The 26,824-nt window shown below is 71.4% G+C and carries 21 protein-coding genes; 10 read left to right on the top strand and 11 right to left on the bottom strand.

Annotated elements, in window-relative coordinates; translation table 11 throughout:
- Positions 1–58: 58 nt before the first annotated feature.
- Positions 59–2,692, bottom strand: a complete 2,634-nt coding sequence (locus ABZT18_RS21235; RefSeq protein WP_355252263.1) for an AAA family ATPase — start codon at positions 2,690–2,692, stop codon at positions 59–61.
- Between the two features lie 320 nt (positions 2,693–3,012).
- On the opposite strand from ABZT18_RS21235, the gene ABZT18_RS21240 reads away from it, so the two are divergent.
- The 5 genes from ABZT18_RS21240 (at position 3,013) to ABZT18_RS21260 (ending at position 9,901) form a co-directional block, all read left to right on the top strand.
- Complete coding sequence (locus ABZT18_RS21240; RefSeq protein WP_354997127.1) at positions 3,013–3,195, top strand: mersacidin/lichenicidin family type 2 lantibiotic; 183 nt, start codon at positions 3,013–3,015, stop codon at positions 3,193–3,195.
- Between the two features lie 89 nt (positions 3,196–3,284).
- Complete coding sequence (locus ABZT18_RS21245; protein WP_355252266.1) at positions 3,285–6,446, top strand: type 2 lanthipeptide synthetase LanM family protein; 3,162 nt, start codon at positions 3,285–3,287, stop codon at positions 6,444–6,446.
- Positions 6,434–8,650, top strand: a complete 2,217-nt coding sequence (locus ABZT18_RS21250; RefSeq protein ID WP_354997129.1) for a peptidase domain-containing ABC transporter — start codon at positions 6,434–6,436, stop codon at positions 8,648–8,650. The genes ABZT18_RS21245 and ABZT18_RS21250 overlap by 13 nt, the downstream gene beginning before the upstream one ends.
- Positions 8,632–9,252, top strand: coding sequence for a flavoprotein (locus ABZT18_RS21255; protein WP_354997130.1), 621 nt, complete (start codon positions 8,632–8,634; stop codon positions 9,250–9,252). Before ABZT18_RS21250 ends, ABZT18_RS21255 begins: the two co-directional genes overlap by 19 nt.
- Positions 9,245–9,901 (top strand): DUF3105 domain-containing protein, encoded by a 657-nt coding sequence (locus tag ABZT18_RS21260; RefSeq protein WP_354997131.1) that lies wholly within the window; start codon positions 9,245–9,247, stop codon positions 9,899–9,901. The genes ABZT18_RS21255 and ABZT18_RS21260 overlap by 8 nt, the downstream gene beginning before the upstream one ends.
- A 97-nt stretch (positions 9,902–9,998) precedes the next feature.
- Here the strand turns inward: ABZT18_RS21260 and ABZT18_RS21265 are convergent, their stop codons facing one another.
- From ABZT18_RS21265 to ABZT18_RS21275, 3 genes are all read right to left on the bottom strand, one after another.
- Positions 9,999–11,132, bottom strand: a complete 1,134-nt coding sequence (locus tag ABZT18_RS21265) for a DUF1996 domain-containing protein (RefSeq protein ID WP_354997132.1) — start codon at positions 11,130–11,132, stop codon at positions 9,999–10,001.
- 237 nt (positions 11,133–11,369) lie between these two features.
- Entirely contained in the window at positions 11,370–11,909 is a 540-nt protein-coding gene (locus tag ABZT18_RS21270; RefSeq protein WP_354997133.1) for a hypothetical protein, read from the bottom strand.
- 237 nt (positions 11,910–12,146) lie between these two features.
- The gene (locus tag ABZT18_RS21275) at positions 12,147–12,851 is read right to left on the bottom strand and encodes an SDR family oxidoreductase (RefSeq protein WP_354997134.1); all 705 of its coding nucleotides are present in this window, start codon (positions 12,849–12,851) and stop codon (positions 12,147–12,149) included.
- A 110-nt stretch (positions 12,852–12,961) separates the two neighbouring features.
- Between ABZT18_RS21275 and ABZT18_RS21280 the strand changes: the two genes are divergently transcribed.
- Together ABZT18_RS21280 and ABZT18_RS21285 are read left to right on the top strand one after the other, a co-directional pair.
- Complete coding sequence (locus tag ABZT18_RS21280) at positions 12,962–13,345, top strand: MerR family transcriptional regulator (RefSeq protein WP_354997135.1); 384 nt, start codon at positions 12,962–12,964, stop codon at positions 13,343–13,345.
- 132 nt (positions 13,346–13,477) lie between these two features.
- Positions 13,478–13,942, top strand: coding sequence for an SRPBCC family protein (locus tag ABZT18_RS21285; protein WP_354997136.1), 465 nt, complete (start codon positions 13,478–13,480; stop codon positions 13,940–13,942).
- On the opposite strand, the gene ABZT18_RS21290 is transcribed toward ABZT18_RS21285, so the two are convergent.
- On the bottom strand, positions 13,939–14,514 hold the full coding sequence (locus ABZT18_RS21290; protein WP_354997171.1) for a DUF4386 domain-containing protein: 576 nt from the start codon (positions 14,512–14,514) through the stop codon (positions 13,939–13,941). The genes ABZT18_RS21285 and ABZT18_RS21290 overlap by 4 nt on opposite strands.
- Here ABZT18_RS21290 and ABZT18_RS21295 point away from each other — a divergent pair.
- Entirely contained in the window at positions 14,496–14,984 is a 489-nt protein-coding gene (locus ABZT18_RS21295; protein ID WP_354997137.1) for a TetR/AcrR family transcriptional regulator C-terminal domain-containing protein, read from the top strand. The two genes, ABZT18_RS21290 and ABZT18_RS21295, sit on opposite strands and share 19 nt — an antisense overlap.
- Before the next feature lie 82 nt (positions 14,985–15,066).
- Here the strand turns inward: ABZT18_RS21295 and ABZT18_RS21300 are convergent, their stop codons facing one another.
- Positions 15,067–16,395, bottom strand: coding sequence for an alpha/beta hydrolase (locus ABZT18_RS21300; RefSeq protein WP_354997138.1), 1,329 nt, complete (start codon positions 16,393–16,395; stop codon positions 15,067–15,069).
- 142 nt (positions 16,396–16,537) lie between these two features.
- The gene (locus tag ABZT18_RS21305; RefSeq protein WP_354997139.1) at positions 16,538–17,923 is read right to left on the bottom strand and encodes a serine hydrolase domain-containing protein; all 1,386 of its coding nucleotides are present in this window, start codon (positions 17,921–17,923) and stop codon (positions 16,538–16,540) included.
- Positions 17,924–18,160: 237 nt separating this feature from the next.
- On the opposite strand from ABZT18_RS21305, the gene ABZT18_RS21310 reads away from it, so the two are divergent.
- Positions 18,161–19,537 (top strand): FAD-dependent oxidoreductase, encoded by a 1,377-nt coding sequence (locus ABZT18_RS21310; protein WP_354997140.1) that lies wholly within the window; start codon positions 18,161–18,163, stop codon positions 19,535–19,537.
- 35 nt (positions 19,538–19,572) lie between these two features.
- Here ABZT18_RS21310 and ABZT18_RS21315 read toward each other — a convergent pair whose 3' ends face one another.
- Positions 19,573–20,049, bottom strand: coding sequence for a heme-degrading domain-containing protein (locus ABZT18_RS21315; RefSeq protein WP_354997141.1), 477 nt, complete (start codon positions 20,047–20,049; stop codon positions 19,573–19,575).
- A 27-nt stretch (positions 20,050–20,076) separates the two neighbouring features.
- Positions 20,077–21,537, bottom strand: coding sequence for an SDR family NAD(P)-dependent oxidoreductase (locus tag ABZT18_RS21320; RefSeq protein WP_354997142.1), 1,461 nt, complete (start codon positions 21,535–21,537; stop codon positions 20,077–20,079).
- A 177-nt stretch (positions 21,538–21,714) separates the two neighbouring features.
- On the opposite strand from ABZT18_RS21320, the gene ABZT18_RS21325 reads away from it, so the two are divergent.
- Positions 21,715–24,894 carry a BTAD domain-containing putative transcriptional regulator gene (locus tag ABZT18_RS21325; RefSeq protein WP_354997143.1) on the top strand — a complete coding sequence of 1,060 codons (3,180 nt, stop codon included), beginning with the start codon at positions 21,715–21,717 and terminating at the stop codon, positions 24,892–24,894.
- A 1-nt stretch (position 24,895) separates the two neighbouring features.
- On the opposite strand, the gene ABZT18_RS21330 is transcribed toward ABZT18_RS21325, so the two are convergent.
- A complete protein-coding gene (locus tag ABZT18_RS21330) occupies positions 24,896–25,723 on the bottom strand; it encodes an ABC transporter permease (protein ID WP_354997144.1) in 828 nt (275 codons plus the stop codon).
- On the bottom strand, positions 25,720–26,700 hold the full coding sequence (locus ABZT18_RS21335) for an ATP-binding cassette domain-containing protein (protein ID WP_354997145.1): 981 nt from the start codon (positions 26,698–26,700) through the stop codon (positions 25,720–25,722). The genes ABZT18_RS21330 and ABZT18_RS21335 overlap by 4 nt, the downstream gene beginning before the upstream one ends.
- Positions 26,701–26,824 lie beyond the last annotated feature (124 nt).

The raw sequence follows: 26,824 nt of genomic DNA on the forward strand, positions 1-26,824 counted from the left end.
GGGCCGGACGTCATCAGGCGTCCGGCCCGGCGCCCTGTTCGCACCGGGCGGTCGGGTCTCAGCCCGCCCGCTGTGCCCCGATCGCCGACGGAAGCCCGTTGCGGCCCCGTACACCGAGCTTGACGTACGCCCTCTGGAGGTGGTTTTCCACCGTCCGTACCGACAACACCAACTGGGCCGCGATCGCGGCGTTGTCGTGCCCGGTCGACGCCAGCTCGCAGATCTGCCGCTCCCGGGGAGTGAGCCCTTCACGGTCGGACGGCCGAGGAATCAATGGCGGCCAGTATCCACCGCAGCGGTCCCGCAGCACATCGGCCCGGCGGGCGAGCAGGTTCGCCCGGCGCTGGTCGCCGCGCCGGGCGTACGCCGCCTCGGCCGCGACCACCGCCTCCAACCCGAGCGTCAGGTACCCGCTGGTCTCCAGCGCAGTGGCGACGCGGTCCAGCGCGCCCGGGTCGTCGGCGGCGAGCGCCTGGGCGTAGTCGGACCACAGCCCGAACAGCGCACTGTCACAGTCGGCGGTGGCCTGTGCCAGCCGCTCGGCGGTCTCGGCGCTGGGCTCCAACCGGGAGAGCAGGTGCAGACACTCGACCGTGACCGTCGTCGCCTGCACGGCCCGTCCATGCAGCTCGCGTAGTGTGGCGGCGGCCATGGCGGGACGTCCCTCGGCGGCGGTCAGCCAGGCAGCGGTCAGCTCCGCGTCGATGCCCACCAGGCCGCTGCCGTGCGCGCCGTCACCGTCGACGAGCTGCCGCAGCAGCCGTCTGCTCTCGGCCAGCTCACCCAACTGCGCCGCGACGTACGCGTTGGCGGACAGCACGTAGTCCCGGATCGGGAAAAGGGTGCGGTCGGCGGCGAGGGTACGTGCCTCGTGCAGCCACCGCATCGACCGGCGCATCTGCCCGGCGTGGTAGGCGCACTTGCCCAGAGCGAAGGCGAGCAGACCGACCGCGTCGGCGGCGCCCCGCGCCACCGCGTCCCCGTAGTAGCGCTGAGCCAACCGCTCGGCCTCGCGCAGTCGTCCGGACAGGAGCAGGGACTGCACGTGACAGGCCTGCGTGGCGGCCCGCATCGTCGGCCAGCTCTCCGGGATGTCCACCTCACCGGTGTCGAACATCCGTGCCGCCCGATCCGGCTGCCCGTCGAACAGCAGCAGGTACGGCAGCAGCGCCGCGACGGCCGTCGCCAGCAGAGGGTCTCGGGGCCGGTCGGTTGCCAACCGCGCCATGGACGCTCGTGCGCCATCCGCGTCGCCGCCGAACGCCGCGACTCCGACCTCCGCGGCGAGCAGCCCGGCGAGCGCGTCGGTAGGCAGCTCGCGACGGCCCGCCTCGAGCACGGCGCGGGCCCGGTCGGGCCGTCGGTCTCCCCAGTACATGTTGAGTGCCCGCAACGCCGTCGCCTCCGCGCGGTCGCGCGCGTCGGCGAGGTCGGCCGCCGCCCGGGCCAGATATCCGTCGGCCTCGCCGCCGCGGCCCTGAGCGACCAGCGCCCGACCCACCTGCCAGTGGCCACGCGCCGAGTCGACGCGCCGGCCCAGCCGTTCGGCCAGTACCGCGTCGTGCCGGCGCAGGGCGTACTCCGATGCCGCCAGCAGGTCGTCCGCGTCGACCGGCAGATCCGCCTCACAACGCCAGGCCGCGATCCGCGCCCGGTCGTCGACGCCGCCGCCGTTGACGGCAGCCAGCGCCTCGGCCAGGGTCCGGCGCAGGCGGCGGGCCCGCAGCGCGCCGGTCCGGCTGCGGACCACCTCGGCGTACAGCGGGTGACCGGTCTGCACCAGCACGGACGCGTCATGGCGAACCAGGCGGATCAGGCCCCGTTCCTCCAGCCGTTCCGCGATGACCGGGTCCACCGTCCGCTCGATCAGCGTCAGCGGCGCCGGCTCGGCGTGCGCGACGTACTGCAGCGCCTCGGCCTCCTGCGGACTGAGCGTGCCGAGTGTCTGGTCGATGAGGTCGGCGAGATGGGTGGAACACAGCGAGTCGGCGGGCCAGGTCCACATCCCGTCGCGCTGGACCAGGCCCCCGTCGCGCAGCCCGCACCGCAGCGCCTCGCGCAGGAAGAGCGGGTTGCCCTGACTGATCCGCCACAGCGCACCGACAGTCAGACCGTCGACCGGACCGCCGAGCCCTTCGCGGACCAGAACGGCGGCCTCCTCCGGAGTCAACGGCGGCACCTGGACCCGGTCGAGGTCGCACGAGCGTCGTAGCGCCGCCACCGGCGCGGCGTCCAGGGCGTCGCCGCGGACGCTCGCCGCCACCCGCACGGTGCCACCCGCGACGAGTCGTTCGAGCAACGCGCCGGACGCGTCGTCCAGCCAGTTGAGGTCGTCCACGCCGACCACCACACTCCGGCCCGCCGAGACCTCACGCAGCCGGCGTTCCACGTCCCGGAAAACGTCGGCCACACTCGCGTCCGACGGCTGGGGTAGTCGGCTGGCGAGGACACCGAACGGCACGCCACGCCAACCGGGGGTGGCCGTTATCCGCAGCACGACGTACTGCCGCCGCAGAGCGTGATCCAGCACCTCCTCCAACAGTCGGCTCTTTCCCACGCCCGGGTCGCCGGTCAGCAGAACCCCCCAACCCGCCGCTGCGGTGAGCGCCTCGACCGCCCGGTCCCGCTCGCGCGTCCGGCCGACGAACGGCCACTCGGCGTCGCCGCCGACGAAACCACCTGGTCCAGACACGGAACTCCTTCAGCCCGGCCGGGCTCCCCTGAGCCCAGTCGCCATCTCCGTCCTCGATCCGCTTTGCCAGCCGGATCGTGTGCACAGCGGTCTGGGTGGCGCGGAGCCCACCCTCACACACCCAGACCGGCGGTGCCGTCGCCTTCCAGACATGCCTGCACACCTGACGCCCCGACCCGGCGGTTCGGTTGTCATCGCCGCGACAGCACCGGCCCGGGATGAGGTACCGGCTACTCATGTGCCGACAACCCCCTGGCACGGACGCTGTTCCTGCCAGCGATCGCCGGACAGGCCGGCGGTCCTCGTGAAAGGAGCACCGAATGTCCATCACCGACATCGTCAGCAGCTGGAAGGACGAGTACCACCGCGCCGCCTCGCCCGAGACGGGCGAGACCCACCCGGCCGGTCTGGTCGAGCTGGACCGTGACCAGCTGGAAACGGTGGCCGGCGGCGCCGCCGCGACCACGGGCCACACCACGGCCTGCTGCCACTGCGTCTGCTGATCTCGATCGACTCTCGGGTCCGCGCGGGGTCCGGGCCTGGCCCGGACCCCGCCGTCCCACCCGAACCACACGCCAGGGGAGCCCTGAAAATGTCCGTACACCCGTACCGTGCCGCTGACGACCCGACCCTCCGCGCGGAGGAACGCCTCCTGGCCGCGTTGACCATCACCGAACGGCTGGCCGTACCCGTGTCGACGGTCCCGCAGCCCGGTGAGCGGGCGCGGTGGCGGCTGTCCCGGTGGCGCACCGGCGGCGCGTTCGCCGACGCCGAGGACTGGCGTCGGCGGCTGGCGGCGGAGGGCATCGACGAGCAGGTGCTCCTCGCGCTGCTGGACGAGACGCCCGAGCGGCTCGCCGCCCGCCTCGGTCGTACCCCGGAGTGGATCCGCCGGATGCTGGACTGCTACCGCCAGCCGACAAGCGGCGAGATCGAACCCGAACTGCTGCCCGGCCGCCCGCTGGACGCCTGCCTCACCCTGGTGGCGCCGCTGGTCGCCGAGGCCCGTGCCCGGGTGGCACGACGGGCCGCTGAGCTCACCGACGACACCGGGCTGGTGCCCGCCGGCGCGGACCGGATGGGGTTGACCGGCCTGCTCGACGAGCTGGTGGTCGTCCTCAGTCGAGCGGTCGTGCTGGAACTCAACATCGACCGGCTGCGGGGGACCTCGCCGGGGGAGACGCCACAGCAGCGCTTCACGGCCTTCTTCGGCCGGTACCGCTCACCCGAGGTCGCCCTGACCCTGTTGGCCGACTATCCGGTCCTGGCGAGGCAGGCGTACGAGCTGACCCGCAACTGGGCCGATCGCACGATCGAGTTCCTGGAGCGTCTGCACGCCGACGCGCCGACGCTCGGCGCGACCTTCCAGGCTGGCGTTCCGGTCGGCCGCCTGGTTGAGATCCAGGAGACCGGTGACGCGCACCGCGACGGTCGTCGGGTGCTGGTGGCGACGTTCGACAGCGGGCTGCGACTGGTCTACAAGCCCCGGGCGGTCGCCGTGGAGGCACGGTTCCAGCACCTGCTGGCCTGGCTCAACGAGCGCGGCGCCGATCTGCACACCTTCACCGTGATGCCCCGCGGTGAACACGGCTGGGCCGAGTTCGTCGACACGTACGCCCCCTCCACGTCGGCCGGGCACCGCCGCCACGCCCGCCGGTTCGGTGCGTTGCTGGCACTGTTGCAGGCCGTCGGCGCCACCGACTGCCACCAGGAGAACGTGATCGTCCATGGTGAGCATCCGGTCCTGGTCGACCTGGAGACGGTGTTCACCCCGTCGGTCGTCCGTGCCGCGAGCGCCCGTGGCGGCGACGCCATCGCCGACTCTGTGCTCGCGGTCGGCCTGTTGCCCCGCGCCGACGAGGCGGCGGGACCGGCCGGCGACGGCTGTAACTGCTCGGCCTGGGAGGCCGAGGGCACCGACGAGATGCGGCTGTGCGCGCCCGGCCACCACCACGACGAGGGCGGGGCACACGACCCGGCCGTCCCACCGCTGGTGACCGACATCGGAGCGCACCTGCCGCAGGTGCTGGACGGTTTCGAGGCGATGTACCGCCTCCTCGCCGGCACGCGTGACGAGCTGCTGGCCACGGACGGGCCACTCTCCGCGTTCGCCGCCGACGAGATCCGCGTCGTGCTCCGTCCCACCCGTACCTACCTGCGGTTGCGGGACGCCGCCCTGCACACCGACGCGCTGCAGGACGGCCTCGACACCGAACGGCTGCACGACTGGCTCTGGTCGGGCGTCGCCGAACTGCCGTTGCTGGCGGCCACCGTCGAGGCGGAACGGGCCGATCTGGCCGGCCGGGACGTGCCGATCTTCACCACCACGGTGGACTCCCGCGACCTCTGGACGTGCCGGGGGCGGCGACTGCCGGGACTCCTGGCCCGCTCCGGCCTCGCCGAGGCGCGTCGTCGGCTCGTCCGGCTCGGCGTGGCCGATCTGGCCCGGCAGCGGTGGTTGATCGAGGCCGCCTTCGCCGCCCGGGTGGACGCCACCGACGCGCCCCACGCGCGAGTGCGCTGGCGGCTGGCCGACGTGCCGCCGGCACCAATGCCCCCGCAGGCGGCTTACCTGACCGCCGCGGCCGAGGTGGCGGACGCGGTGGCCGCGCTCGCCTGCCCGGCTGCCGAGCCGACCTGGTTCGGCATTACGCCCGGAGTCGCCGACCCGGGCCGCTGGGTTCCGGCACCACTCGGTCCGCACCTCTACGACGGGGTCGCGGGGGTGGCCCTGTTCCTGGCCCACGCCGGTCGGCTCGTCGACGAGCAACGATTCACCGACCTCGCCGAGCGCGCGGCCGCCGGGCTCGCCGCCCGCGTCCTCGAGCACCGCATCCCCGGTGACCGGATCGGCGCGTTCACCGGATGGGCGGGGCTGCTCTACACCTTCGGTCACCTCGGGGCGTTGTGGCGGACCCGCCGGTTCGCGCCGGTCGTCGACACTGCCCTTGCGCGGATCGTCGCGCTGGCCGGCACCGACCAGGCCGCTGATCTGGTCGACGGGTACGCCGGCGCCGTCCTTGCCGTTTCCCGCGCCGGCCTGGACCCCGAGCGGGTCGAGCCGGCCGTGCGTGCCGTCGCCCGACGGCTGCGTGTCGCCGCCGACCGCTACACGCACCCGTCCGGAGCGGCGACCGGCATCCCTCTGGGCGGGCTGTCCCACGGCTCGGCCGGGATCGCCGCGGCGCTGGCCCAGGCCGGGAAGGCGACCGGCGAGCCCGGGTACGCCGATGCCGCTGCCCGCGCCCTGGCCTACGACCGCAGCCTGTTCCGGCCGGAACAGGCGAACTGGGCCGACCTGCGCCGCCCCGGGCAGAGCACGGTGACCTGGTGCCACGGCGCCCCGGGGATCGGCCTGTCGCGCCTGCTCGTCCGCGACGCCCTCGGCGCCGACGAGGTCCTGGACGCGGAGATCACCACTGCGGTCGATACCACCCTGGCCACCGGCTTCGGTCGCAACCACTCGTTGTGCCATGGGGACCTCGGCAACCTCGACCTGCTGCTGGTCGCCGTCCCGCAGCAGGCGGTGGCACCCGCCGCAGCGGTGCTGCGCGACGGCCTCGCCGACGGCTGGCGCTGCGCGAACCCGACGGCACTCGCCTCACCGGAGCTGATGACCGGCCTGTCCGGGATCGGCCTTGGCCTGCTGCGGCTGGCCGCACCCGATCGGGTGCCGTCGGTGCTCCTGCTGGCACCGCCGACGGACGTACTCACCAGCACAGCCGACGTCCGGGGGCGGCTGTGGGCAGCCTGACCACCTGGCCGGGCCGGCGACGGGTGCCGCTGGTGATGCAGATGACGGACGCCGACTGCGGTGCCGCCTGCCTGGCCATGGTCTCCCGCTGGCACGGCGTACGCGCCTCGCTGGCCCGGGTGCGGGAAGGGCTGGACGTCGGCCGCGACGGGGTCACCGCGCGGGCGCTGCTGGCCGCGGCCCCACGGTTCGGGTTGCACGGTCGGGCGTTCCGAGCCGACGCCAATCAGGTCGGGGCACTGCCCCTGCCAGCCATCGCGCACTGGGAGGACGCCCACTTCGTCGTGGTGGAACACGTCGGCCCGCGAGGGGTGCGGCTCGTCGACCCGGCGCTCGGGCGTCGGCTGCTCACCGCGGCCGAGTTCGCCGCCGGCTTCAGCGGAACGGTGCTGACCTTCACCGCCGACCAGCGGTCCGTACCCGAACCGCTCGAAGACCGGCCCGGCCTGGTGGCCAGGTGGCGGCGTGCCCGCCCGCTGCTACGGCCCTTCCTGCCCCGACTGGGCACCGCGTTCAGCGTCTCCCTGGTGCTCCAGACGCTGGGACTGGCACTGCCCCTGGCCACCACGGTCGCCTTCGACCAGATCATGCCGGCCCGGGAGACCGCCCTCATGCCGTACCTGGCGCTGGGCATCGCGGCGCTGGTGCTCACCCAGTTCGGTGTGGCGTACCTGCGGTCCCGGCTCCTGGTCACGCTCCAGGCCAAGGTGGACGCCGCGCTGATGACCCGGCTGTTCGGGCACCTGCTGCGACTGCCGTACGCGTTCTTCCAGCAACGGGCCAGCGGTGACCTGATGCAGCGGCTGTCCAGCAGCATCCTGCTTCGCGAACTGGTCACGACCCAGGTGCTGACCGCGGTGATCGACGGCGTGCTGGTGATCGCGTACTTCGGTGTGCTGTTCGCCAAGGACCTCGCCTTCGCCGGGCTCGCCGCCGCGATCGGCATCACCCAGGTGGTGGCCGTCGCGGTGGTCAACGGCCGGCTGCTGCGGCTGAACCAGCGTCACCTCACCGTGCAGGCCGACGCGGAGAGCGCGCTCATGGAGGCCCTGTCGGGCATCGCGACCGTCAAGTCGATGGGTGCCGAGCGGCAGGTGTACGACGGTTGGCTGCGCCGCTACACCACGGCGTTGGAGGCCGACGTCGCCCAGAACCGGCTCTCCGCAACGGTCGCCAACATCACCGCGAGCGTCCAACTCGCCGGGCCGCTGGCGCTGCTGTGGCTCGGCACCGGTCGACTCTTCGACGGCGCCGGCCTCGGTGCGACCCTGGGCCTGCAGGCGCTGGCGCTGTCCGCGCTCATCCCGCTGGCCTCCCTGGTGGCCAGCGCCCAGGTCCTCCAGTCGGTCGTGTCGCACCTGCAACGCCTGCGCGACGTCTTCGCCGCCCAGCCGGAACCGGCCGGGGACCCCGACCTGCCCGCGCCCAGGCTCACCGGCCGGATCAGTGTCCGCGACCTGAGCTTCCGCTACGACGGTGGCGCGGCACCGGTGCTGCGGGATGTCTCCTTCGACGTCGCCCCGGGGGAGAAGGTCGCCGTGGTGGGCCCGTCGGGCAGCGGCAAGAGCACCCTGGCCATGTTGCTGACCGGCCTCTACCGGCCCACCGGTGGGGAGATCCTGTTCGACGGGGTGCCGCTGTCGCGCATCGACCCGACCGCGTTGCGCCGCCAGTTCGGTGTGGTGCTGCAGGAGAGCTACCTGTTCCGCGACTCCATCCGGCGCAACATCAGCCTCGTGCATCCGGGCGTCGGCATGCCGGCGATCCGGGCGGCAGCCGAGGTCGCGGCGATCGACCAGGACATCGCGGCGATGCCGATGGGGTACGACACCCAGGTCGCCGAGCGGGGCCAGGCTCTCTCCGGCGGGCAGCGACAGCGGCTGTCCATCGCGCGGGCCGTGGCGGGGCAGCCCGCCGTGCTCCTGCTCGACGAGGCGACCAGCCACCTCGACGTGGCCACCGAGCGGCGCGTCGACCAGGCCATCTCGGCGATGCGCTGCACCCGGATCGTGGTGGCCCACCGCCTGAGCACCGTCCGTAACGCCGACCAGATCCTCGTCGTCGCCGGTGGCCGCATCGTGGAGCGCGGCCGGCACGACGACCTGCTGCGTGCCGGGGGCGTCTACGCCGACCTGGTCCGGTGCCAGTTGACCGACGACGAACCCGACCATTCAGGAGGCGACGCGTGGATACCCGTACCGTGACCGCCGGCGCGACGCCGGACCGAGCCGACACCGATCCCGGACCGTTCCCGGCGCGGCGTGTCCTCGTCGCGGCGTGCGGCTCCGCGGACGTCCTGACCCTTCCTCAGTCGATCATGGTGATGCGACACGCGTTGAGGCTCGACGTCCGGGTCGTGCTCACCCCCGCCGCAGCCCGCTTCGTGCCGGCCCGCTCGTTCACCCTGCTGACCGGACAACCGGCGCTGACCGACGAGGAGGCGACGACGGAGATCCCTCACCTGACCCTGACGGCGTGGGCGGATCTGGTGCTCGTCATGCCCGCCACCGCCAACACGTTGGCCAAGGCGGCCCTGGGGATCGCCGACAACCTGGTCGGTACCTGCGTGCTGGCCGCTGCCGCCCCGGTCGTGCTGGTGCCGTCGATGAACGCGGCGATGTGGCAGCGCCCGGCGGTGCAGCGCAACGTGGCGCAGCTGCGCGCCGATGGGTACGGCGTGGTGCCGCCCGTACCCGTGCTCGCCCTGAGCACCGGCACTCTCGCCGGCCGGGGGATGCCGGCGATCGAGGTGGTGCTGGAGTGGGCCGCCGCTCATCTGCGGGGCGGAGGAGCAGGCCGTGGCTGAGGCGCGCGCCGGGTACGGGCCGAGGATCGCCGCGGCAGCCACCGCGCTCGGCGCTGTCCTGCTCGTGGTGGCGGCCGTCCCGTTCCTGCGCGCGTACGCCGACCCGGCCACCCGCCAGCCGGCCGCCGCGATCGGCGTAGGGGCCGACCGGGCCGGCTGCGATCCCGAGCTGACCGACCCGATCCGTGGCGCGGGCGTCCACGTCGGCCCGGGCACCGCCGAGCCGTACGCCACCCGGGTGCAGTACGACCTGGTCCCGCCGTCGTCCGGGCCGCACTTCGTGGTGCCGGCCCCGACCGTGCGCCGGTTCTACACCACCCGTGACCGCCCGCCGATCGAGACGTTGGTCCACAACCTCGAACACGGGTACACGATCCTCTGGTACGTCGAGCCGCTCGCCCGCAACCAGATCGAGGCGCTGCGGGCGCTGGCACGGACGCTCGGCGACGACAGGTACGGCGGCAGGTTCGTGGTCGCGCCGTGGGATCCGGGGTACGGGGTGTTCCCCGTCGGCCGCCCACTCGCCCTGTCGCACTGGGGTGCCACCGCTGGGTACCGGCAGTTCTGCGCCGAGGTCAGCGGCGCCGCGGCGGAGCGGTTCGTCCTGGCGCACCCGCGCAGCGACGCCCCGGAGCCGACCGGTATGTGACGCCGCCGCAGCCTGAACGGCGGCGGACGGTCAGCCCGGATGGGACAAGAACCGTGCCGCCGCCGTCACGCCCGGTCGAGCTGTCGTGCCCGGTCGACTAGAAGTTACCGGCCGAGTTGCACTTCACGCCCTGGTCGAGGCAGTTGCGCACCCGTGCGGCGAGCGCCTCGTCCTTCCAGGCGTTGAAGAAGTCCGCGTGCATGGAGAACGAGGTGCCGGACGCGAGGGTGATGCCATCCGTGTTCGCGCTCAGCGGGTACGAGATCACGAACGACACCGAGGGGACCGGCACCGGGTGACTCTTCGGGCACGCCCCGGTGTGGTCACCGTTGGCCATGTGCGCCTTGTGGTCGGGGCTGTCCAGGTGCTTGCCGTCCCAGCAGTCCGGGAAGGTGACCTGCCGGACGATGTTCGCGGTCTTGGCGCAGACCGGGAAGGTCTTGTCGGCGCTGCGGCCGATCTCGCCGCCGATGCCGGCGCACCAGAAGTGGTTGCCCTGCTTGTCCGGAGTGTCGACCTGGTTCTTGGCGTTACCGGTGATCATTCGCAGGCCGAACGGGAAAGGTTGGGTCCTGCTCGGGTCCTTGAGGCGGGATCCGTAGTAGACGGTCACCTCCGTCGGGTCGACGACCGTGCCGTTCTGGTACATCGTCGGCACCCAGTAGGCGGACTGGTCGTCCGGCGAGTTGCACGTGGTGGCCTTCGACGCCCGCAGCGATTCGGCGGTCGAGTTGGCGTCGGTCGACCTGTTGCCCCAGAACGTGTGGTTGTGCGAGCCGCCGGCCAGCTTGGGTAGCACGATCGGGTCGTCGCTGTTGTGATGGCTGGTCTTACAGCCCACATTGAACTCGGGCACCTTGACCGGGTTGCCGGTCACCGACTTGGGCTTGCGCGCGAAGAATGCCTTTGTCGCGGCGGCCTGCGCGGCAGGGTCGATGGTGATCCAGCCACCGGATGCGGTCGGCGGGGCGGTGCTGGTCGACGGGGTCGCCGGCTTGGCCGAGGCTGATGGCGTCGCCGAGGCGCCCGGCGCGCTCGGGGTGGCTGACGGGTCGTCCGGGACGGCGGATGTCGGTGCCTCCGGGCCGGACGAGCCGATGCCGGTGTCGCTGGACGGCCCGGACGCACCGGGAGTGCCCGGAGCCTCCTTGCATCCACCGGCGAGCGCCAGGCTCAGCAGCAGCAGGGCGGTGACGGAACGACGTTGTCCAGGGGTGGGTCGTACATTCATCAAGGGGATGCACCTTTCTTCCGAGAACGAAGAATACGAGTCGGCCCCCTGCTCGCTTCCCACTGAATCGATTAATTCTCCCTTAAATATCGGGCCGAGCAGCTTTGTGGAGCTGCCTGGATGTCGTATCAATCTCAATTCTTCGAAAAACTGTAATCGGCGGCTTCGCGAATACTCCACTATCGTGGGTCACCAGCTGGGGCGGTGCCGTCCGCGACCACCGGGTCCGGCGTTTCGTCAGCAGCTGTCGCGTGCCTTGCGTACAAAGGCCTCCCGCGAGGCGATCTTCGTCGAGTCCCGTCCGCGTGGCATCAGCACCTCGTCCGGGCCGATCCGCGGGAAGTCCGCGACGGTGAAGTCCACCGAGATGGCGTAGTGGCTGCCTGACCCGCTGAGGCTGTAGGTGACCCCGGGCCTGAGTTCGGTGAGCGGCTCGACGTCCACATCGATGCCTGCCTCAGCAGCAGGGATGTCGACGATGTCATTGACGTTCCAGCCGTCCGGCGGCGGACCGAACAGAGGGACCTCCACGACCTCACTCGCGGGTCGGCCGCTGACGCCCCACTTGATCAGCGTTCGCTCGCCCGCCTCACTCTGGTGGTCGTTCTCGAACACTCCGAACTGCGCGAAACTGTCGTCGCACGTGAAGAGGACGCCGACCGGTTGACCATCCTGGACGGCGAGGGCGACAAGCGGCTCGTCAGGTGGGGTGCAGGAGGTCAGAAGGCCGAGAAGGGGAAGTGGAATCAGAATCCATGGGAATCGTCTTCTGCGCATGTCCACAGCGTTCCAAGACGACATCACACTTAGATGCCCCGACGATCACGAATGGTAGACAGCGCGGGGTGCTCAGTGCCCGACGCGCAACGGCTCAGTGGCGCGTCTGTCAGTGAGTTACCGCACCGCCGACTCGAGCTGGAGCCTCAGCCAGCGCGGCCCAGGCGCAGCAGAGCGAAGCCGCCCCGGGCGGACGGGCACGACCGGCGGCTGGCCCGCCCACCCGGCCTGACACCCTTACCGCCCGCTTACGGCGTAGAAGGCGCTCGGGTCCTCGGCGAGGGACGCCTTGACGTGACCGCTCCACTCGTCGGCGAGGACTTCGATCCTGCCGGCCTCGAGACCGTCCAGCGCGGCGCGTACGACGTCGGCGGGGTCGACCTTGTCGCCGTCGTAGCCGGCTGACATGTCGGTGTCGGCGCTGCCCAGGTGCAGCCCGGTGACGAGGGTGCCCTGGCCGGCCAGTTCGATCCGGATTCCGTTGGTGAGGCTCCATTCGGCTGCCTTCGCCGCGCCGTAGGCGTTGGCCCCGTCGTAGGAGAACCACGACATTGCCGACAGGACGTTGAGGATCGCACCGCCTCCGTTCGCACCGAGCGCCGGTGCGATCGCCCGGACCATGCTCAGGGTGCCGTAGAAGTGGGTGTCCATCTCGGACCGGATCCTGCCCAGGTCGCCGGTGACCAGGTTGGTCCAGGTGGAGATCCCGGCGTTGTTGATCAGGAGGGTGACGTCTGACGCGACGGCCGCCGCCTCCTCGACCGATCGTGGGTCGGTGATGTCCAACCGGAGCTTCTCGACGCCGGGGATGTCGATCCGCTCCGGGTTGCGGGCGGTGGCGTACACCTTGGTCGCTCCGCGCTCCAGCAGCTGTCGGGCGAAGTGCCGGCCGATGCCACGGTTGGCGCCGGTGACCAGCGCGACCGAACCGGGGATCCGCATGATTGCCTCCTGGCAAATTCAAGGACGAGGGGTACGCGGACTACGCTAAAACCTGACGTGAACGTGAGAGACAAGGTGCTGTGACCGGCGTCACCGCCAGGGGAGGGTCCATGCGGATCGGTGAACTCGCCACGAAGACCGGCGTGTCAGTGCGTGCGCTGCGCTACTACGAGGAGCAGGGCCTCCTGGCTGCCGCACGAAGCAGCGGCGGTCAACGCCGCTACCTCGACAGCGCGGTCGACCGGGTGTACCTGATCCAGATGCTGTACGCCGCCGGCCTGTCCAGCAGGACAATCCTGGACCTGCTGCCCTGTGTCGACGCGAAGGTCAACACACCGCAGTCGCGGGCCATGCTCCGCGCCGAACGTGACCGCATCGATCAGCAGATCACCCAACTCCTGCGGGCGAGAGACCGGCTCGACGCGGTCATCGTCCTCAGTGAGAGCTCGGCCAGCGGCTGCACCCGGACGGACACGGACGTCCTGGTGTCGTAGCGGCGCGGCGAGTGCGTCCCTCTCACGGGGCGGGACCGGTCGGTGCCGGAGCGCGTGACGACCAGCTGGTCGATGTGCCGTCGGCGATGCCCGGCCTACGGTGTGTGCATGATGGTGCGGACAGGATGGACCATGCCCCACCCGCCCGACGTCTTGTGGCCGGCGCTCTGCGACTCGCGCCTCGAATTGCAGCCGCGTTGCCCGGTGTTCTTCCTGGGTACGCCCCGACCCACGTCGTGCCGGTTGCCCGACGGCCCCGGCGAGGTCGGCGCCGCCCGGCAGTGCGTCTCGGAGCAGGGTGTGGTGCGGCAGCGGATCACCGTCTGGGAGCCGCCGACCCGACTGGCCTTCCACATGGAGTCGACGGACCTCTATTTTCACCGCGCCGTCGACCACCTCGGCGACCTGTTCGAGTTGGAGCCGGTGAACGGCGGCACGAGGATCACCCGGACCACGACGGTGACGGCCCGTCGGTACGGCCCCATCGCGCTGGAGCCGGCGCTCTGGGTCGGGCTGAAGTCGGTGCACCGCTTCGTGTTCCGCAACTGGCAGAAGATGGCATTGTCGCCCCCCGCCACCGACGGGATCCGCGGCTAGGCGGTCACTGGCGCGGCCTCCGGTTGCCCGTCGGATGGTGCCTGGTCTGGTGTGTGGCGGCGGACGCCGCGCGTCAGCAGGTAGCCGATCATCCAGAACTCACCGATCGTCGCGGGAACGACCAGAGCGTCAGCGATGCCCTGTGCGTCCGGGGCGAGGTATCCGATGAATGCGCTGAGCAGGTATCCGATGCCGCCACCGACGAGGATCCAGCCGAGCGGGCGCGGCATCCAGTTCGAGCGGAGCACGCAGCGTCCCATGGGGATGAGCCACAGCCCGAAGAACAGTCCTCCGACGCCCCACAGGTTGCCGCTGGTCAGGTAAAGGAGTTGGACGGTAGCCGCCGCGTCGCCGACCGGGTCGAGCGCGACGTCGACCGCCGTGGCGAGCAGTGCCGCGCTGACGAGGACCACGACCGCGTTGATGAGGCCGAAGGCGGCGATGGCGCCGGCGGCAAGCCGGTCCGCCGTGCGGAACAGTCGATAGAACCATGCGGCGGCGAGGGCCTGGCTGATGACGATGAGCAGTTCGAAGGCAACCCCGACGCGCGCGAGTGATTCGTGCTGGACCAGGTTGCAACTCCACGAACGGTGGGGATGAAGACTGGCGAACGCGGCTGCGCCGGCAGTTCCTCGCGGCGCGTCAGATCATGCTGCGTCACCCGTGGGTGCCCGGGCTGCTGGGCTCACGCCGCACCATCCCCGCCGGCCTGTACACGTACTACGACGGGATCGTGGGCACCCTGCTCGATGCGGGATTCTCGCACCGCCTCGCGCATCGGGCGATGCACGCGTTCGGCAGCCTGCCGCTCGGGTTCGCGCAGGAGATCTTCAGCCCGTCGTCGGCCGGCGGGAGCATGGAGGACGACGTCGCGGAGGCGGACCTGGCCGCGATGGCCGAGGCGCTACCGCACCTGACGGCCATGGTGGCCACCGAGATCCACGACGTCACCGACCCCACCCTCGGTTGGTGCGACGGCCAGACCGAGTTCGAGTTCACCCTCGACCTGCTCCTGGACGGGCTGGAACGCCTGCGCGCCTGAGGGCGAACCGCCGGTGGCCACGGCGAGCCCGCCCGTGTGGAAGGCGAACCCGCCGCTACGCCCGGTCGACCGGTGGCGCCGCTCAGAAGTCGTTGACGTTCACCGACACGCGATGCTCGCTGGACTTCCAGTTGGGCACGTTGATCACGTCATATCCGCCGCCACGTTGACCGACCCTGATCCGTACGAGGCCGAGGTGCGCTGGTGCCGCCGGGATGAACATGTCCATGCCGGTGATGAAGGTCTGGCTGAAGAACTCCGGCAACGGAGCGGTCAGGTCGGTCACCCCGTCGCTGCCGTCGTCGAACGCGAAGATGGCGATCGTCCTCTTGACGCGCGGCGTGTTCGCCGCGTTCAGGACATCCCTGCCGTTGATCCAGAGGTTGTCGCCGGCATCGCCCTGGTCGCCCCACCACTCCTTCTGGCGCTGGATCGTCAACGCCGTGTGCCGGTCGCTGGTGTCGACCAGCGCGCCCAGACCCTCGCCCGGCACGCTGGTCGCCAGGCGTACGAACGAATCCGAGCGGAGGAACGGCTGGAAGTAGAAGTGGTGCGTCGCGGCACCGGAGCGCACGATGGCGAACTCGTAGCGGGCCGTGGCGAGCACCGGGAAGGGGCCAAACGAGCCGTCACCGGCCAGCGGCACCCGATGCGTGGGCCGGTGCGACAACCGACTGCCGGTCAGGGAGTTGACCGGGAAGACCTCCAGGGTCGCATCGGTGACGCCGACGTTGCTCGGAAAGAGCACCGCGCGGCCGGCGACCCGGGCGGTGCCGAAGAGTTGGGGCACGATCCGCGTCGTGTGGGGCGCGCGACCCTGGAGGAACCGGAAGATCTCACCGAACGACTCCGGTGACGACACGGTCTGGGTGTGGGACTGGTCGGGGAGGTACACGTTGGTCGCGCCCACGATGGCGCGGGCCGGGTCGCCCTCACCCCAGATCGCGAGGGTGGGCACACCGCCCGGCGGGGAGGTCGCGGTGCGCCCGTCCAGGTTGACGTAGTGCGCGACCCTCGCGGCACGCGCCGGTGAGCTGGTGAGATAGCCCTGCATGACGAAGGTGCCCAGGGAATGCGCGAGCAGGTCGACCCTGTCCGCGCCGGTCGCTGCCAGCAGGCGGGAGATCCGTGCGTCGAGCCCCGCGTACACCTGGGGCAGGATCGTCGCGATGTTCGGGGAGTCGTACTCGTGGGCCTCGATGATGTCGATCGGGTAGCCGTTGCTGGCGAGGCGTTTGGCCTGGGACTGGAACTGCGAGGCCGATCCGGCGCTGCCGTGCACGAAGATCACTGGGCGGTGCGTCGGCGCGGCGGCGGCTTCGGCGGCGCTCGGAACGGGGGCGACGGACAGGCTGGTGGCGAGCGCGACCCCGGCCACCACCGAGAGCAATCTCCGGCGAGATGTGTGCATCGGTCCTCCACCTTGAGGGACGAGGTATGTGCACTGCTAGCGCAAGCATCGTGTCAGGGTGAGGACCGGCGGTCCACACTTTCCTATCCCTCCTCAAGAAATCTGAGGAGCGATGAGGCTCGATTGTGCAGTGGCGCTGCGGTCAGTTGACCTCTTTGGCGAGCAGGTCGCCGACGGCGGCGCGGACCGGGTCCGGGTTCGACCAGCTCCAGTTGGGGTGCGCGCGGTTGGTGAGCAGGGCGAGGACGAGCTTGCGGTTCGGGTCGACCAGGAGCGAGGGGCCGGCGAACCCCGTGTGCCCGAACGTCCGGGTGGAGGCGAGCCTGCCCATGAACCAGCTCTGGTTGAGGACGACCCCGAGGCCGTGGGCGGCGGTCCGGTTGGGCCGCTCGGGGTCGACGGCGGGTTTCCCGGCGTTGAGGTTGGTGAGCATCCGACGCACGGTCGCCGCGGCGAGGACGCGCTTGCCCTGGTAGGTGCCCCCGTTGAGCAGCATCTGACCGATGGCCGCGAGGTCGGTGGCGGTGGCGAAGACGCCGGCGTGACCAGCGATGCCGCCAAGGTGGTTGGCGACGTCGTCATGGACGGTGCCCCGTAGCAGGCCCCGGGACGAACGGGCGTCGGTAGCGACCAGGCGACTGGCCTTCGCGGTGCCGGACAGCCAGGTGCTGGGGTTGAAGCCGGTGTCACGCAGGCCGAGCGGGCCGGTCAGGTTGCTCTTGAGCGCCTGGTCGAGCCGATCACCGGTGACCTTCTCGACGATCTTGCCGGCGACCATGAGCCCGACGCTGGAATAGCGGAACGTGTTCCCGGGCACGGCCCCGGAGATCAGCCCGCTGGTGAGCACGGCGTTCCAACGTGCCGCGTTGTCGCGAAGGCCGGTGACCTTGGCGCCGACGGGGAGACCGCTGGTGTGGGTGAGCAGCATCTCGACGGTGATCCGCTCCTTGCCCGTGCCGGTGAAGGCGGGCAGGTAGTCGCGGACCGGGGCAGCCAGGTCGACACGCCCCTTGTCGACCTGCTGGAGCAGCAGGATGGCCGTGTACACCTTCGTGACCGAAGCGAGGTCGAAGATGGAGTCGGGGCGCATCGCGACGCGTTGGCTCGCCGTGAGGAGTTTCGGGCCCGACCCGTAGCGCAGTGCCTCCCCGACAGCGGTGTGGACCGTCGTCGTCCCGTTCACCAGGACGACGGCCACAGCACCGGGGAATCCCTTGTGCTGAACAGTCTGCGAGGTGGCGGGCAGGTGCCGTCGGAGCAGGGCGGACACGTCCTGGGCGTAGCGGGCCTGGTCGGCCGGCGCGGCATCGCCGCTCGGGGGCGGGGTGGCGCTCGGCGAGCCGGACGGCGCCCTGGTGTCCCCGGCCGAGCCGAACCCGACCCTGTTCCCGGCGGCGTCAGTCGCGATCACCGCGTCGCCGGAGTCGGCCACAGCGGTATCCGGCGCACCGTTGTCACCGCAGCCGGTGAGGGCGGAGGCCGCGGCGACCAGGCCGGCTCCGAGCAGAGTACGACGCGCGACGGGCATGGCGGAGATCGTGACAGTCGGCGTGGGTGCGCGCCACCTGCCCCGCCGGAACGTCGATCGCCGGGCGGCCGGCACGCCGCCGGGTGGGTCACCTGGCCGACACGGTCAGTCAATTTTCGGCGTTTGTGCGACGATCGAGGGGCCTCACATCGAACGACCGTCCACCGGTCTGCCCCGCGTACCGCTCGCTGGCAGAAACCGGGGAGGGCACCCATCTCGTACCCCTTGGAGAGCACGATGTCCCTCTCCCCGTCCCGGGTCTTCGCAGAGCTGAACGCGGTGCGACCCCCCGACCAGACTTCTCCGATCATGGGTACGGCCGTCGTGGTCGGCGGCAGCGTCGCCGGCCTGCTGGCTGCCCGGGTGTTGTCCGACTACGCCGACAGCGTGGTCATCATCGACCGGGACGACCCGCAGGTGAGCGGCGCGCGGCCCGGCGTGCCACAGGGCACACAACTGCACGCCCTGCTGCCCGGTGGTCTCCTCCAGCTTGAACGCCTGTTTCCCGGGTTCCGGGAACAGGCCGTGACCCACGGGGCGATCGAGGCGCCACCGCCTGCCAGACGCAGCTACCTCGACGGCCGTCTGAAGGTGGTCGTCCCCGACGAGGACGACAGCCTGGCGGGCAGCCGGCCCCTGTTGGAGGGGCTGATCCGTCAGCAGGTGCTTCGACTGCCCAACGTCAAGACGGTCACCGCCCGTGCCACGGGTCTGATGTTCGAGGGCGAGGCGGTCACCGGGGTCCGCTGCGACGTCGGTGGTGTGCCCGGCGTCGAGCGCGGTGACCTCGTGGTGGACGCCATGGGGCGCTCCAGCAAGCTGTCGGACTGGCTGGAGCGGGCCGACTGGGAGCGGCCGGTCACGCGGCGGATGACCATGCACCTGAACTACGCCACCGCCCTGTTCCGGCGCACGGAGGAGAACCCGGCGGCGACGGTCGTCCTGGCGCTGCACACTCCGGGAACAATGGCCGACGTGGCGGGCGCCGCGTTCTTCGCCATCGAGGGCGGTCGGTGGATGGCCATGATGGCCGGTTACGGCGACGACCGTCCGGGGCGCACCAGCGAGGACTTCGTCCGTCGCCTGCGGGAGCAGTTTCCACCAGAGTTCGGTGCGGTCGCCGACAACGAGATGCTCGGCGACGTCCAGACCTACCACCATGCCGACAGTCGGCGGCGGGACTTCCACGCGCTGAAGCGGTTTCCGGCCGGGCTCATCAGCGTCGGCGACGCCGTCGCGTCATTCAACCCGGTGTACGGGCAGGGAATGACGGCCGCGGCCCTGCACGCGGCCTGCCTGTCGACGTACCTGCGCTCCAGCCCGGATCTGACCGTGCCCGCGCGCCACTACCTCGCGCTGCAGAAGGTCGTGGTCGACGCCGCCTGGTCGATATCGACCTCCGCGGACCTGGCGCTGCCCCACGTCGACGGGCCATACCCGCGCGGCTACCGGGTCTCCAGCTGGGCCAGCAGGCAGATCATCACCGCGACCGTCACGGACGTGACGACCGCGCGACGGTTCAACGATGTCGTGTCCATGCGGGTGCACCCGCGCTCGTTGGCCCGGCCCGGCGTGATCCTGGGCGCCCTGCGCGCCAACCGGCGCGCACGCTGACCGCTGGCCGCCCCCCGCTGGCCGGTGCCGCTCGGCTAGCGGGGGAGCTTGCGCAGGATGTCGACGACGAAGCGGTGGTCATCCAGCTGCGGCAGCCCGGAGACTCCGACCCAGCCCACCACGCCGGTGCCGCGAACACGCAGTGGCACGGCACCTCCGGCCGCCGCGTACCGCGAGGCCGGCAGGCTGTACTTCTCGGCCAGCGTCACCTGCTTGTCCTGGCACAACCGGGCCATGTAGAGCGAGGAGTGCTCGAACCGCATCACCACTCGCCCCTTGCGGCGTAGCCAACCGTCGTTGTCCGCCGTCGACCCCGGCAGACCACAGTGGAACAGCTGACGACCGGCCCGCCACACCCCCACCGAGACCGGTAGCCCCTGCTCACTCGCGGCGGTGACGGCGAGCATCCCCAGCTCGTACGCGTCGGTCTCGGACAGGCCGGGAAGCTCCAGCTCGCTCTCCTCGCGCAGCAGCTCGTCCAGCGTGGGCCACGGGTCACGGTCAGCTGACATGTTTGTTCTCCTCGTCGTACGGGGTGATCACCAGGCGCAGGGCGCGTAGTCCTTCAGGAAACAGCCGTACAGGTCTTCGCCCAGCTCGCCACGGACGATCGGGTCGTACACCCGGGCCGCCCCGTCGACCAGGTCCAGCGGGGCGTGGAAGCCCTCGTCCGCCAGCCGCATCTTCGTCGGATGGGGGCGTTCGTCGGTGATCCAGCCGGTGTCGACGCTGGTCATCAGGATGCCGTCGGTCAACATCTCCTCGGCGCTGGTGCGAGTCAGCATGTTCAGAGCGGCCTTGGCCATGTTGGTGTGCGGGTGCCCCGGCCCCTTGTAACCGCGGCCGAACTGCCCCTCCATCGCCGACACGTTCACCACGTACTTCCGGCGGGCCTTCGCGGCGGCCATCGCCGGGCGCAGCCGGCTGACCAGTACGAACGGCGCGGTGATGTTGCACAGCTGCACTTCGAGCAGCTCGACCGGGTCGACCTCGTGCACCCGCTGGACCCAGCTGTTGACCGAGTCGAGGTCCGGCACGAGACCGCCGGCGTCGATGGCCGTGGACGCCGCGATCCGTTCTGGCGAGGCGGAGCCGCTGGTGAGTGCCAGCGCGGTGAGCGCGTGCGGGGTGAGCGCGGTCGACTGCGGCCCGGCGGTCAGGCTGCCCGCCGGGCCGCCCTGGCCGTCCGGCTTGGCGAACGTGATCAGCTCCGGCAGCGGGCCGTCCGGCAGGGCCGCGGCCTCCGCGGCGATGAGCTGCGCGTACGCCCCGGGGGAGCGACGGACGGTCTGCGCCGCGTTGTTGATCAGGATGTCGAGCGGTCCCTGGCTGGCGACCGAGTCGGCGAGGGCGATCACCTGTGCGGGGTCACGAAGGTCGATCCCGACGATGCGCAGGCGGTGCAGCCAGTCCCCGCTGTCGGGCATCGCGGCGAACCTGCGGACCGCGTCGTGCGGGAACCGCGTGGTCACCGTCGTGTGCGCACCGTCGCGCAGCAGCCGCAGCGCGATATACATGCCGATCTTGGCCCGGCCGCCGGTGAGTAGCGCGCGTCGCCCGGTCAGGTCGGTACGCGCGTCGCGGCGCTCCCGGTTCAGCGCGGCGCAGGACGGGCAGAGCTGGTGATAAAAGGCGTCCACCTCGCGGTAGCGCTGCTTGCAGACGTAGCAGCCGCGCGGATTGTGCAGGAAACCCGCCGTTTCACCCGCGGTGGAGGTCGCGAGCGGAATGCCCTGGGTCTCGTCGTCGATCCGCCCAGGAGCGCCGGTGGCCGTGGCCTCCGTCACCGCCCGGTCGGCCGCGAGGATGGCGTCTCGCCGTTCCTCGCGTCGCCGCTGCTTGATCACCTTGTAGAGCCGGGCGGTGGCCCGCTGCACCCGGACCACGTCGGGGTGGTCGGGGGGCAGCGCCTCCAACGCCTCGAAGACGCTGAGGCAGGCCTCCAGCCGGCTTCGGTCAATACCGTCTTGACCGGTTTCGGTAATGTTGTCCACCGTCATGCGTCTTTGTCTCGTCCCGTGTCCGTGCCGGATCCACCCGGCCCACCTCAAGTCCGACCCGAAACTGTACGCACCCCGCAGGCTCCGACGCATCCTGCGTGTGCTGCCCACCCGAAACCCGCCCGTCGGGCAGGGACCCTGCTCGTCGGGCAAGCATGAGTGGGGGATGCTGGTTCCGTGCAGATCACGATCCTCGGCCCGCTCGCCGTCGGTGGCCGGCCGGTCCGGGGTGAACGGCTCACGGCGGTGGTCCGTGCGCTCGTCGGCGCGCGCGGGCGGGCGGTCTCCACGAGCCTGCTCGTGGACGCCGTGTGGGACGGCGCACCACCCGACGACGCGACCGGCGCCGTCCAGGCGCTCGTGTCCCGGGTGCGCCGTCTCGGGCTGCCCGTGGTCGCGGTGCCGGGCGGATACCGTCTGCCCGCCGAGGAGGTCCTCGTCGACGCGGTCGAGGCGCGGAGGCTCGTCGATCAGGCACGGACCGTGCTCGGGACCGGCGACGTCCGTGCCGCCCGCAGCTCCGCCGATCAGGCGCGCGCCCTGTTCCCCGAGGTCCCGGAGCTCGGCACCGCCGAGGACACACGCCTGTTCGCGGATGTCGCCGCGCTGCGTGCGCAGGCGGCACTCGCCGGAGCGGGCCCGGTCGACGAGGTCGACCTGAGCCGGCTCGTCGCGCGGACACCGCCGGACGAGCCGTCCGCCGCCCTGCTCGTCCGGGTGCTCGCCGCCCAGGGACGGGAGGCGGAGGCGCTGGAGGTCATCGAGAGACTCCGGACCGAACTGGCCGACCGGTACGGCACCGACCCGTCGCCCGTGATCACACAGGTCCACCTGGCACTGCTGCGTGGCGAGCTCACCAACCCGGTCGTCGTGGCACCGCCCCGGCAGCCGGTGCGGATCGCCCTGCCCGCCGCGTGGCGCAGGCCGATGACCGCCCTCGTCGGCCGGGAGCGGGACGTCGAGTCCGTGGGCGAGGCACTCGGCAAGGCGCCCCTGGTGACGATCGTGGCGACCGGCGGCGCGGGCAAGACCCGGCTCGCCGCCGAGGTGACGCGCCGCGCGGCGGCAGCCGGGCAGTCGGCACGCGTCATCGAACTGGCCGGCCTGCGCTCGCCCGACGAGGTGCTGCCCACGGTGCTCGCGGCGCTCGGTGGCGGGGACACCTCGGCGACCGGCGGCAACCTGGGCCTCGAACGGAGGGTGCTCAGCCCGGAAGAGCGGCTCCGCGCCGTGGCACCCGACCTCGACGGGCTGGTCGTGCTGGACAACTGCGAACACGTTCTCGACGCGGTGGCCACCGTCGTCGCGGACCTGGTCGCGGTCACCTCACCGGAGGTCACGGTGCTCGCGACGAGCCGCGCCCCGCTGGGCCTGGCCGGCGAGCTGGTCCACCGGCTCACCGCATTGCCGGACACCGACGCGCTCGCGCTGATCGATTCCCGGGCGAGGGCCGGTGGTGCGGTGTCGACCTGGGACACCGAGCGGGCGCTTGCTCTGTGTCACCGACTCGACAACCTGCCACTGGCGCTCGAACTGGCCGCCGCGCGACTGCGGCACATGCCGATCGACGACGTGCTCGCCGGCCTGAGCGACCGGTTCGCGCTGCTCGACGACGCTCTGCGCGGGCTGCCGGAACGGCACGCGAGCCTGTGGGCGATGGTCGACTGGAGCCGGGAACTGCTCGCCCCGGACGACCGCGAGCTGCTCCAGCGGGTCGCGATCATCCCGGCGCCGTTCACCGCGGACCTCGCCGCCTCGGTCGCGCAGACCCCGGACGTACGTCGCGGCCTGGCGACGCTCGTCGAACAGTCCCTGCTGACCCTGGTCGAGGGGGACGGACCGCCCCGCTACCGAATGCTCGAAACGGTCCGTGAGTACGGCGAAGCCCGCCTCGACGCAGCGGGTGCCCGAGGTCCCGCCATGACCGGCCTGGTCGGGTGGGCCCGGGAGCAGGCTGTCGCGCTCGCCGACCAGTTCGTCGGCCCGAGCCAGGTCGACGCACTCGCCCGCTGCGCCGCCGAGCAGGACAATCTGATCGCGGGTCTGCGCTGGGCGCTCGACCAGGACGACGAGCCGGCCATGATCGAGGTCGCCACCGCGCTGTTCCACCTCTGGGCGATTCGTGGACTGCACCTTGAGGTGTCCGGGTGGGCAGGGGGTCTCCTGCACATCGAGGACCCGGACCGGCGGCGCCACTCCGCGATCCTGCACGGCCGGTCCACCGGTCGCCCACTGCCCGACGCCGACCGGCTCGCCTGGATGTGCCTGTTGGTCGGGGTCAACGCCGGCATCAGCGGCGAACTCCGACTCGCCGTGCTCGCCCGGAGGGCGCTTCGGACCCTTCTCGCCGAGCGGCCCAACGAAGTGTCGTCCCGGTTGACCGTGCTCGCGTCGGCGTTACCCGCGTTCGACAAGTCCGACCCGGAAGAGAGCATGAAGGGCACCGCCGAGATGATCGGGCACCCCGACCCGTACGTGCAGGGGCTCGGCCTGTTCGCCCGCGCCGCGGTCCGGGAGAACAGCGGCATGCTCGACGCGTCGATCGTGGACTCCGAGCAGGCCTACCGTCGCTTCGAGGTGGCCGGTGACCACTGGGGCATGGCGATGGCGGCGGGGGCCGTCGGGCAGTTCCTGGTCCCGAGCGAGGACAACCGGTCGTCTGAGTGGATGGCGCGCAGCATCCGACACATGGAGATGATCGGTGCCACGCAGGATGCCCGATCGATCCGGGTGCGGCTGGACGTGCAGCTTGCCCTGGTCGGCGACCGGGACGCCGAGCGGCGACTGGTCGAGACGGCGGCACCGGGCGAGGCCGAGGCGGTGGACGCCGCGGTGGCGGGCCTCGGACTGGCCCACCTGGCCTGGCAGCGTGAGCGGTACGACGAGAGCCTTGCGTACGGCGACCGGGTGATCCGGATCCTGGCCGGCTGGACCAGCCCGCCGCTGCAGCCGCGCGTCATACTCCGGGTCGGGGTGGCGGTCCTCCACCTGCGGGTGGCGCAGATCCGGCCGACGCCGGGAGAGAACGCCGACACGCACGCGGTCGCCCTGCTGACCCTCGCCCGCGACGAGGCGTTCTCCTCGAAGGACCTGCCGGTGATCGGGGCATGGGCCCAGGGCGGCGCCGAGCTTGCGGCGCACCGGGGCGACGTCGCGGTCGCGCGCGAACTGTTCGCGCTCGGGACACGCATCGGCACCCACGTCGGGGTGTTCTTTCCGCCCGGAGACGCCGAACGGCTCAACGCCGCCCTCGGAGACGAGGAGCAGCGTGAGCCGTTACTGGCCGTGTGGCGGGAGCGGCCGGTCGCCGCGGTCGTCGCCCGGATCCGCGAGCTGATGGACGACCTGCTCGCCTAGGTCAGATCTTCTTGCGGTACGCGCGCAGCGCCAGCGGCATGAACACCGCCACGAGGCCGGCGCACCAGGCGAGCGTCCACCACACGTGGGAGCCGATCGGTGTGCCGAGGAACAGTCCGCGTACCGACGCCACCAGGTGGGTCATCGGGTTGACGTCCACGAAGGCCTGCATCCAGCCCGGCAGGGTGTCGGCGCCGACGAACACGTTCGACGCGAAGCTCAGCGGCATGATCAGCGCGAACATCAGGCCCTGCACGGCACCCGGGGTGCGTACCTTCATCGACACGAAGACCGGCAGCCAGCTGAGACACAGCGCGAACAGGACCGCCAGCAGACACCCGGCGATCGCCCGGAACAGGTCGGTGTCGATCCGGAAGCCGAGCAGGTAGCCGATCGCGAGGGTCGAGACCGTGACGATCACGTACCGGACGACGTCACCGAGGACCGCGCCGACCAGCGGTGCGGAGCGGGGGATCGGCAGCGACCGGAACCGGTCGAAGATCCCCTTGGCGATGTCGGTGTTGAGGTTGACGCCGATCGCGATGGCACCGGTGGCGATGGTCTGCGCCAGGATCCCGGGCAGCAGGAACTGCAGGTAGTCGTGGGTGGATCCGGCGACCGCGCCGCCGAAGATGTACACGAAGATGATGAGGAACAGCACCGGCTGCAGCGTGACGTCGATCAGCGCCTCAGGCGTACGCCAGGTCTTGATGAGGCTGCGCTTGGCGAGCGCCAACGAATGCCGGACCAGCCGGAACGGCCGTGGGTTCGGGGCGGTTGTCGAAAGCCCCAGGGTCCTTGTGGTGGGGACGTCGATCAGAGTGCTCATGCCGCGACCTCCGTGGGGCGGGTGGTGTCGTCTTCGGACGCCGTACGCCCGGTGAGGGTGAAGAACACCTCGTCGAGGCTCGGCAGGTGCAGGGAGAGTTCGGTGACCGCGATGCCGGCCGTGGCGAACCGCGCGACGCTCTCGGTCAGGGCCGCGTCGTCGGTGACCGGCACCGCGAGCACGCCCTTGCGGATCTCGTCGGCCTGCGCGCCGGAGCCGACCTGGGTCAGGATCGCCGCGGTTCGGGGCAGCTGCGCCGGGTCGGACGGTCGAACCTCGAGGGTCTGCCCGCCGACCACCCGCTTGAGTCCTTCGGGTGTGTCGTGCGCGATGACCCGGCCGTGGTCGATCACCGTGATCGCGTCGGCGAGCGCGTCGGCCTCCTCCAGGTACTGCGTGGTGAGCAGCACCGTCGAGCCGTTGTTGACCAGTGAGCGGACCACGTCCCACATGTCCTCGCGCTTGGCCGGGTCGAGTCCGGTCGTCGGCTCGTCCAGGAAGATCACGGCGGGGGAGCCGACGAGGCTGGCGGCCAGGTCCAGCCGTCGCCGCATGCCGCCCGAGTAGGTCTTGGCCTGCCGGTTCGCGGCGGCGGTCAGGTCGAACCAGTCGAGCAGTTCGGCGGCCCGTCGCCGGGCGCCGGTGCGCCCCAGCTCCAGCAGGGTGCCGAACAGCTCCAGGTTCTGCCGCCCGGTCAGGTCCTCGTCGACCGAGGCGTACTGGCCGGTGAGGCCGATGCTCTGCCGTACCCGCTCGGCGTCACGTACCACGTCGAAGCCGCCGATCCGGGCGGTGCCGCCGTCCGGGGTCAGAAGGGTGGAGAGGATGCGTACGGCGGTGGTCTTGCCGGCGCCATTGGGGCCGAGCACGCCGAGCACCGTCCCCCGGGGTACGGCGAGGTCCACGCCCTGTAGCGCCCTCGTCTTCCCGAAGTTCTTGACGAGGCCCGCGGCCTCGATCACCAGGTCAGCTGTCATGTCCAACAGCGTGCGCGGGTCGGCTGACACCCCTCCGACACGTCACCGACACCACCACCGACATGCCGCCGAGGCCGTTGGGCTCCGGCCGCTGACCGCACCACGGCGTGTTGTCGGCGCGGCG

This window comes from Micromonospora sp. NPDC005291 (assembly GCF_040607415.1).
Classification (GTDB): domain Bacteria; phylum Actinomycetota; class Actinomycetes; order Mycobacteriales; family Micromonosporaceae; genus Micromonospora.

Bases quoted from the DNA above. Each gene is read 5' to 3' on its own strand.
- ABZT18_RS21240 (WP_354997127.1), top strand. From the start codon at position 3,013: ATGTCCATCACCGACATCGTCAGCAGCTGGAAGGACGAGTACCACCGC.
- ABZT18_RS21245 (WP_355252266.1), top strand. From the start codon at position 3,285: ATGTCCGTACACCCGTACCGTGCCGCTGACGACCCGACCCTCCGCGCG.
- ABZT18_RS21265 (WP_354997132.1), bottom strand. From the start codon at position 11,132: ATGAATGTACGACCCACCCCTGGACAACGTCGTTCCGTCACCGCCCTG.
- ABZT18_RS21270 (WP_354997133.1), bottom strand. From the start codon at position 11,909: ATGCGCAGAAGACGATTCCCATGGATTCTGATTCCACTTCCCCTTCTC.
- ABZT18_RS21275 (WP_354997134.1), bottom strand. From the start codon at position 12,851: ATGCGGATCCCCGGTTCGGTCGCGCTGGTCACCGGCGCCAACCGTGGC.
- ABZT18_RS21280 (WP_354997135.1), top strand. From the start codon at position 12,962: ATGCGGATCGGTGAACTCGCCACGAAGACCGGCGTGTCAGTGCGTGCG.
- ABZT18_RS21285 (WP_354997136.1), top strand. From the start codon at position 13,478: ATGCCCCACCCGCCCGACGTCTTGTGGCCGGCGCTCTGCGACTCGCGC.
- ABZT18_RS21300 (WP_354997138.1), bottom strand. From the start codon at position 16,395: ATGCACACATCTCGCCGGAGATTGCTCTCGGTGGTGGCCGGGGTCGCG.
- ABZT18_RS21305 (WP_354997139.1), bottom strand. From the start codon at position 17,923: ATGCCCGTCGCGCGTCGTACTCTGCTCGGAGCCGGCCTGGTCGCCGCG.
- ABZT18_RS21310 (WP_354997140.1), top strand. From the start codon at position 18,161: ATGTCCCTCTCCCCGTCCCGGGTCTTCGCAGAGCTGAACGCGGTGCGA.
- ABZT18_RS21315 (WP_354997141.1), bottom strand. From the start codon at position 20,049: ATGTCAGCTGACCGTGACCCGTGGCCCACGCTGGACGAGCTGCTGCGC.
- ABZT18_RS21320 (WP_354997142.1), bottom strand. From the start codon at position 21,537: ATGACGGTGGACAACATTACCGAAACCGGTCAAGACGGTATTGACCGA.
- ABZT18_RS21330 (WP_354997144.1), bottom strand. From the start codon at position 25,723: ATGAGCACTCTGATCGACGTCCCCACCACAAGGACCCTGGGGCTTTCG.
- ABZT18_RS21335 (WP_354997145.1), bottom strand. From the start codon at position 26,700: ATGACAGCTGACCTGGTGATCGAGGCCGCGGGCCTCGTCAAGAACTTC.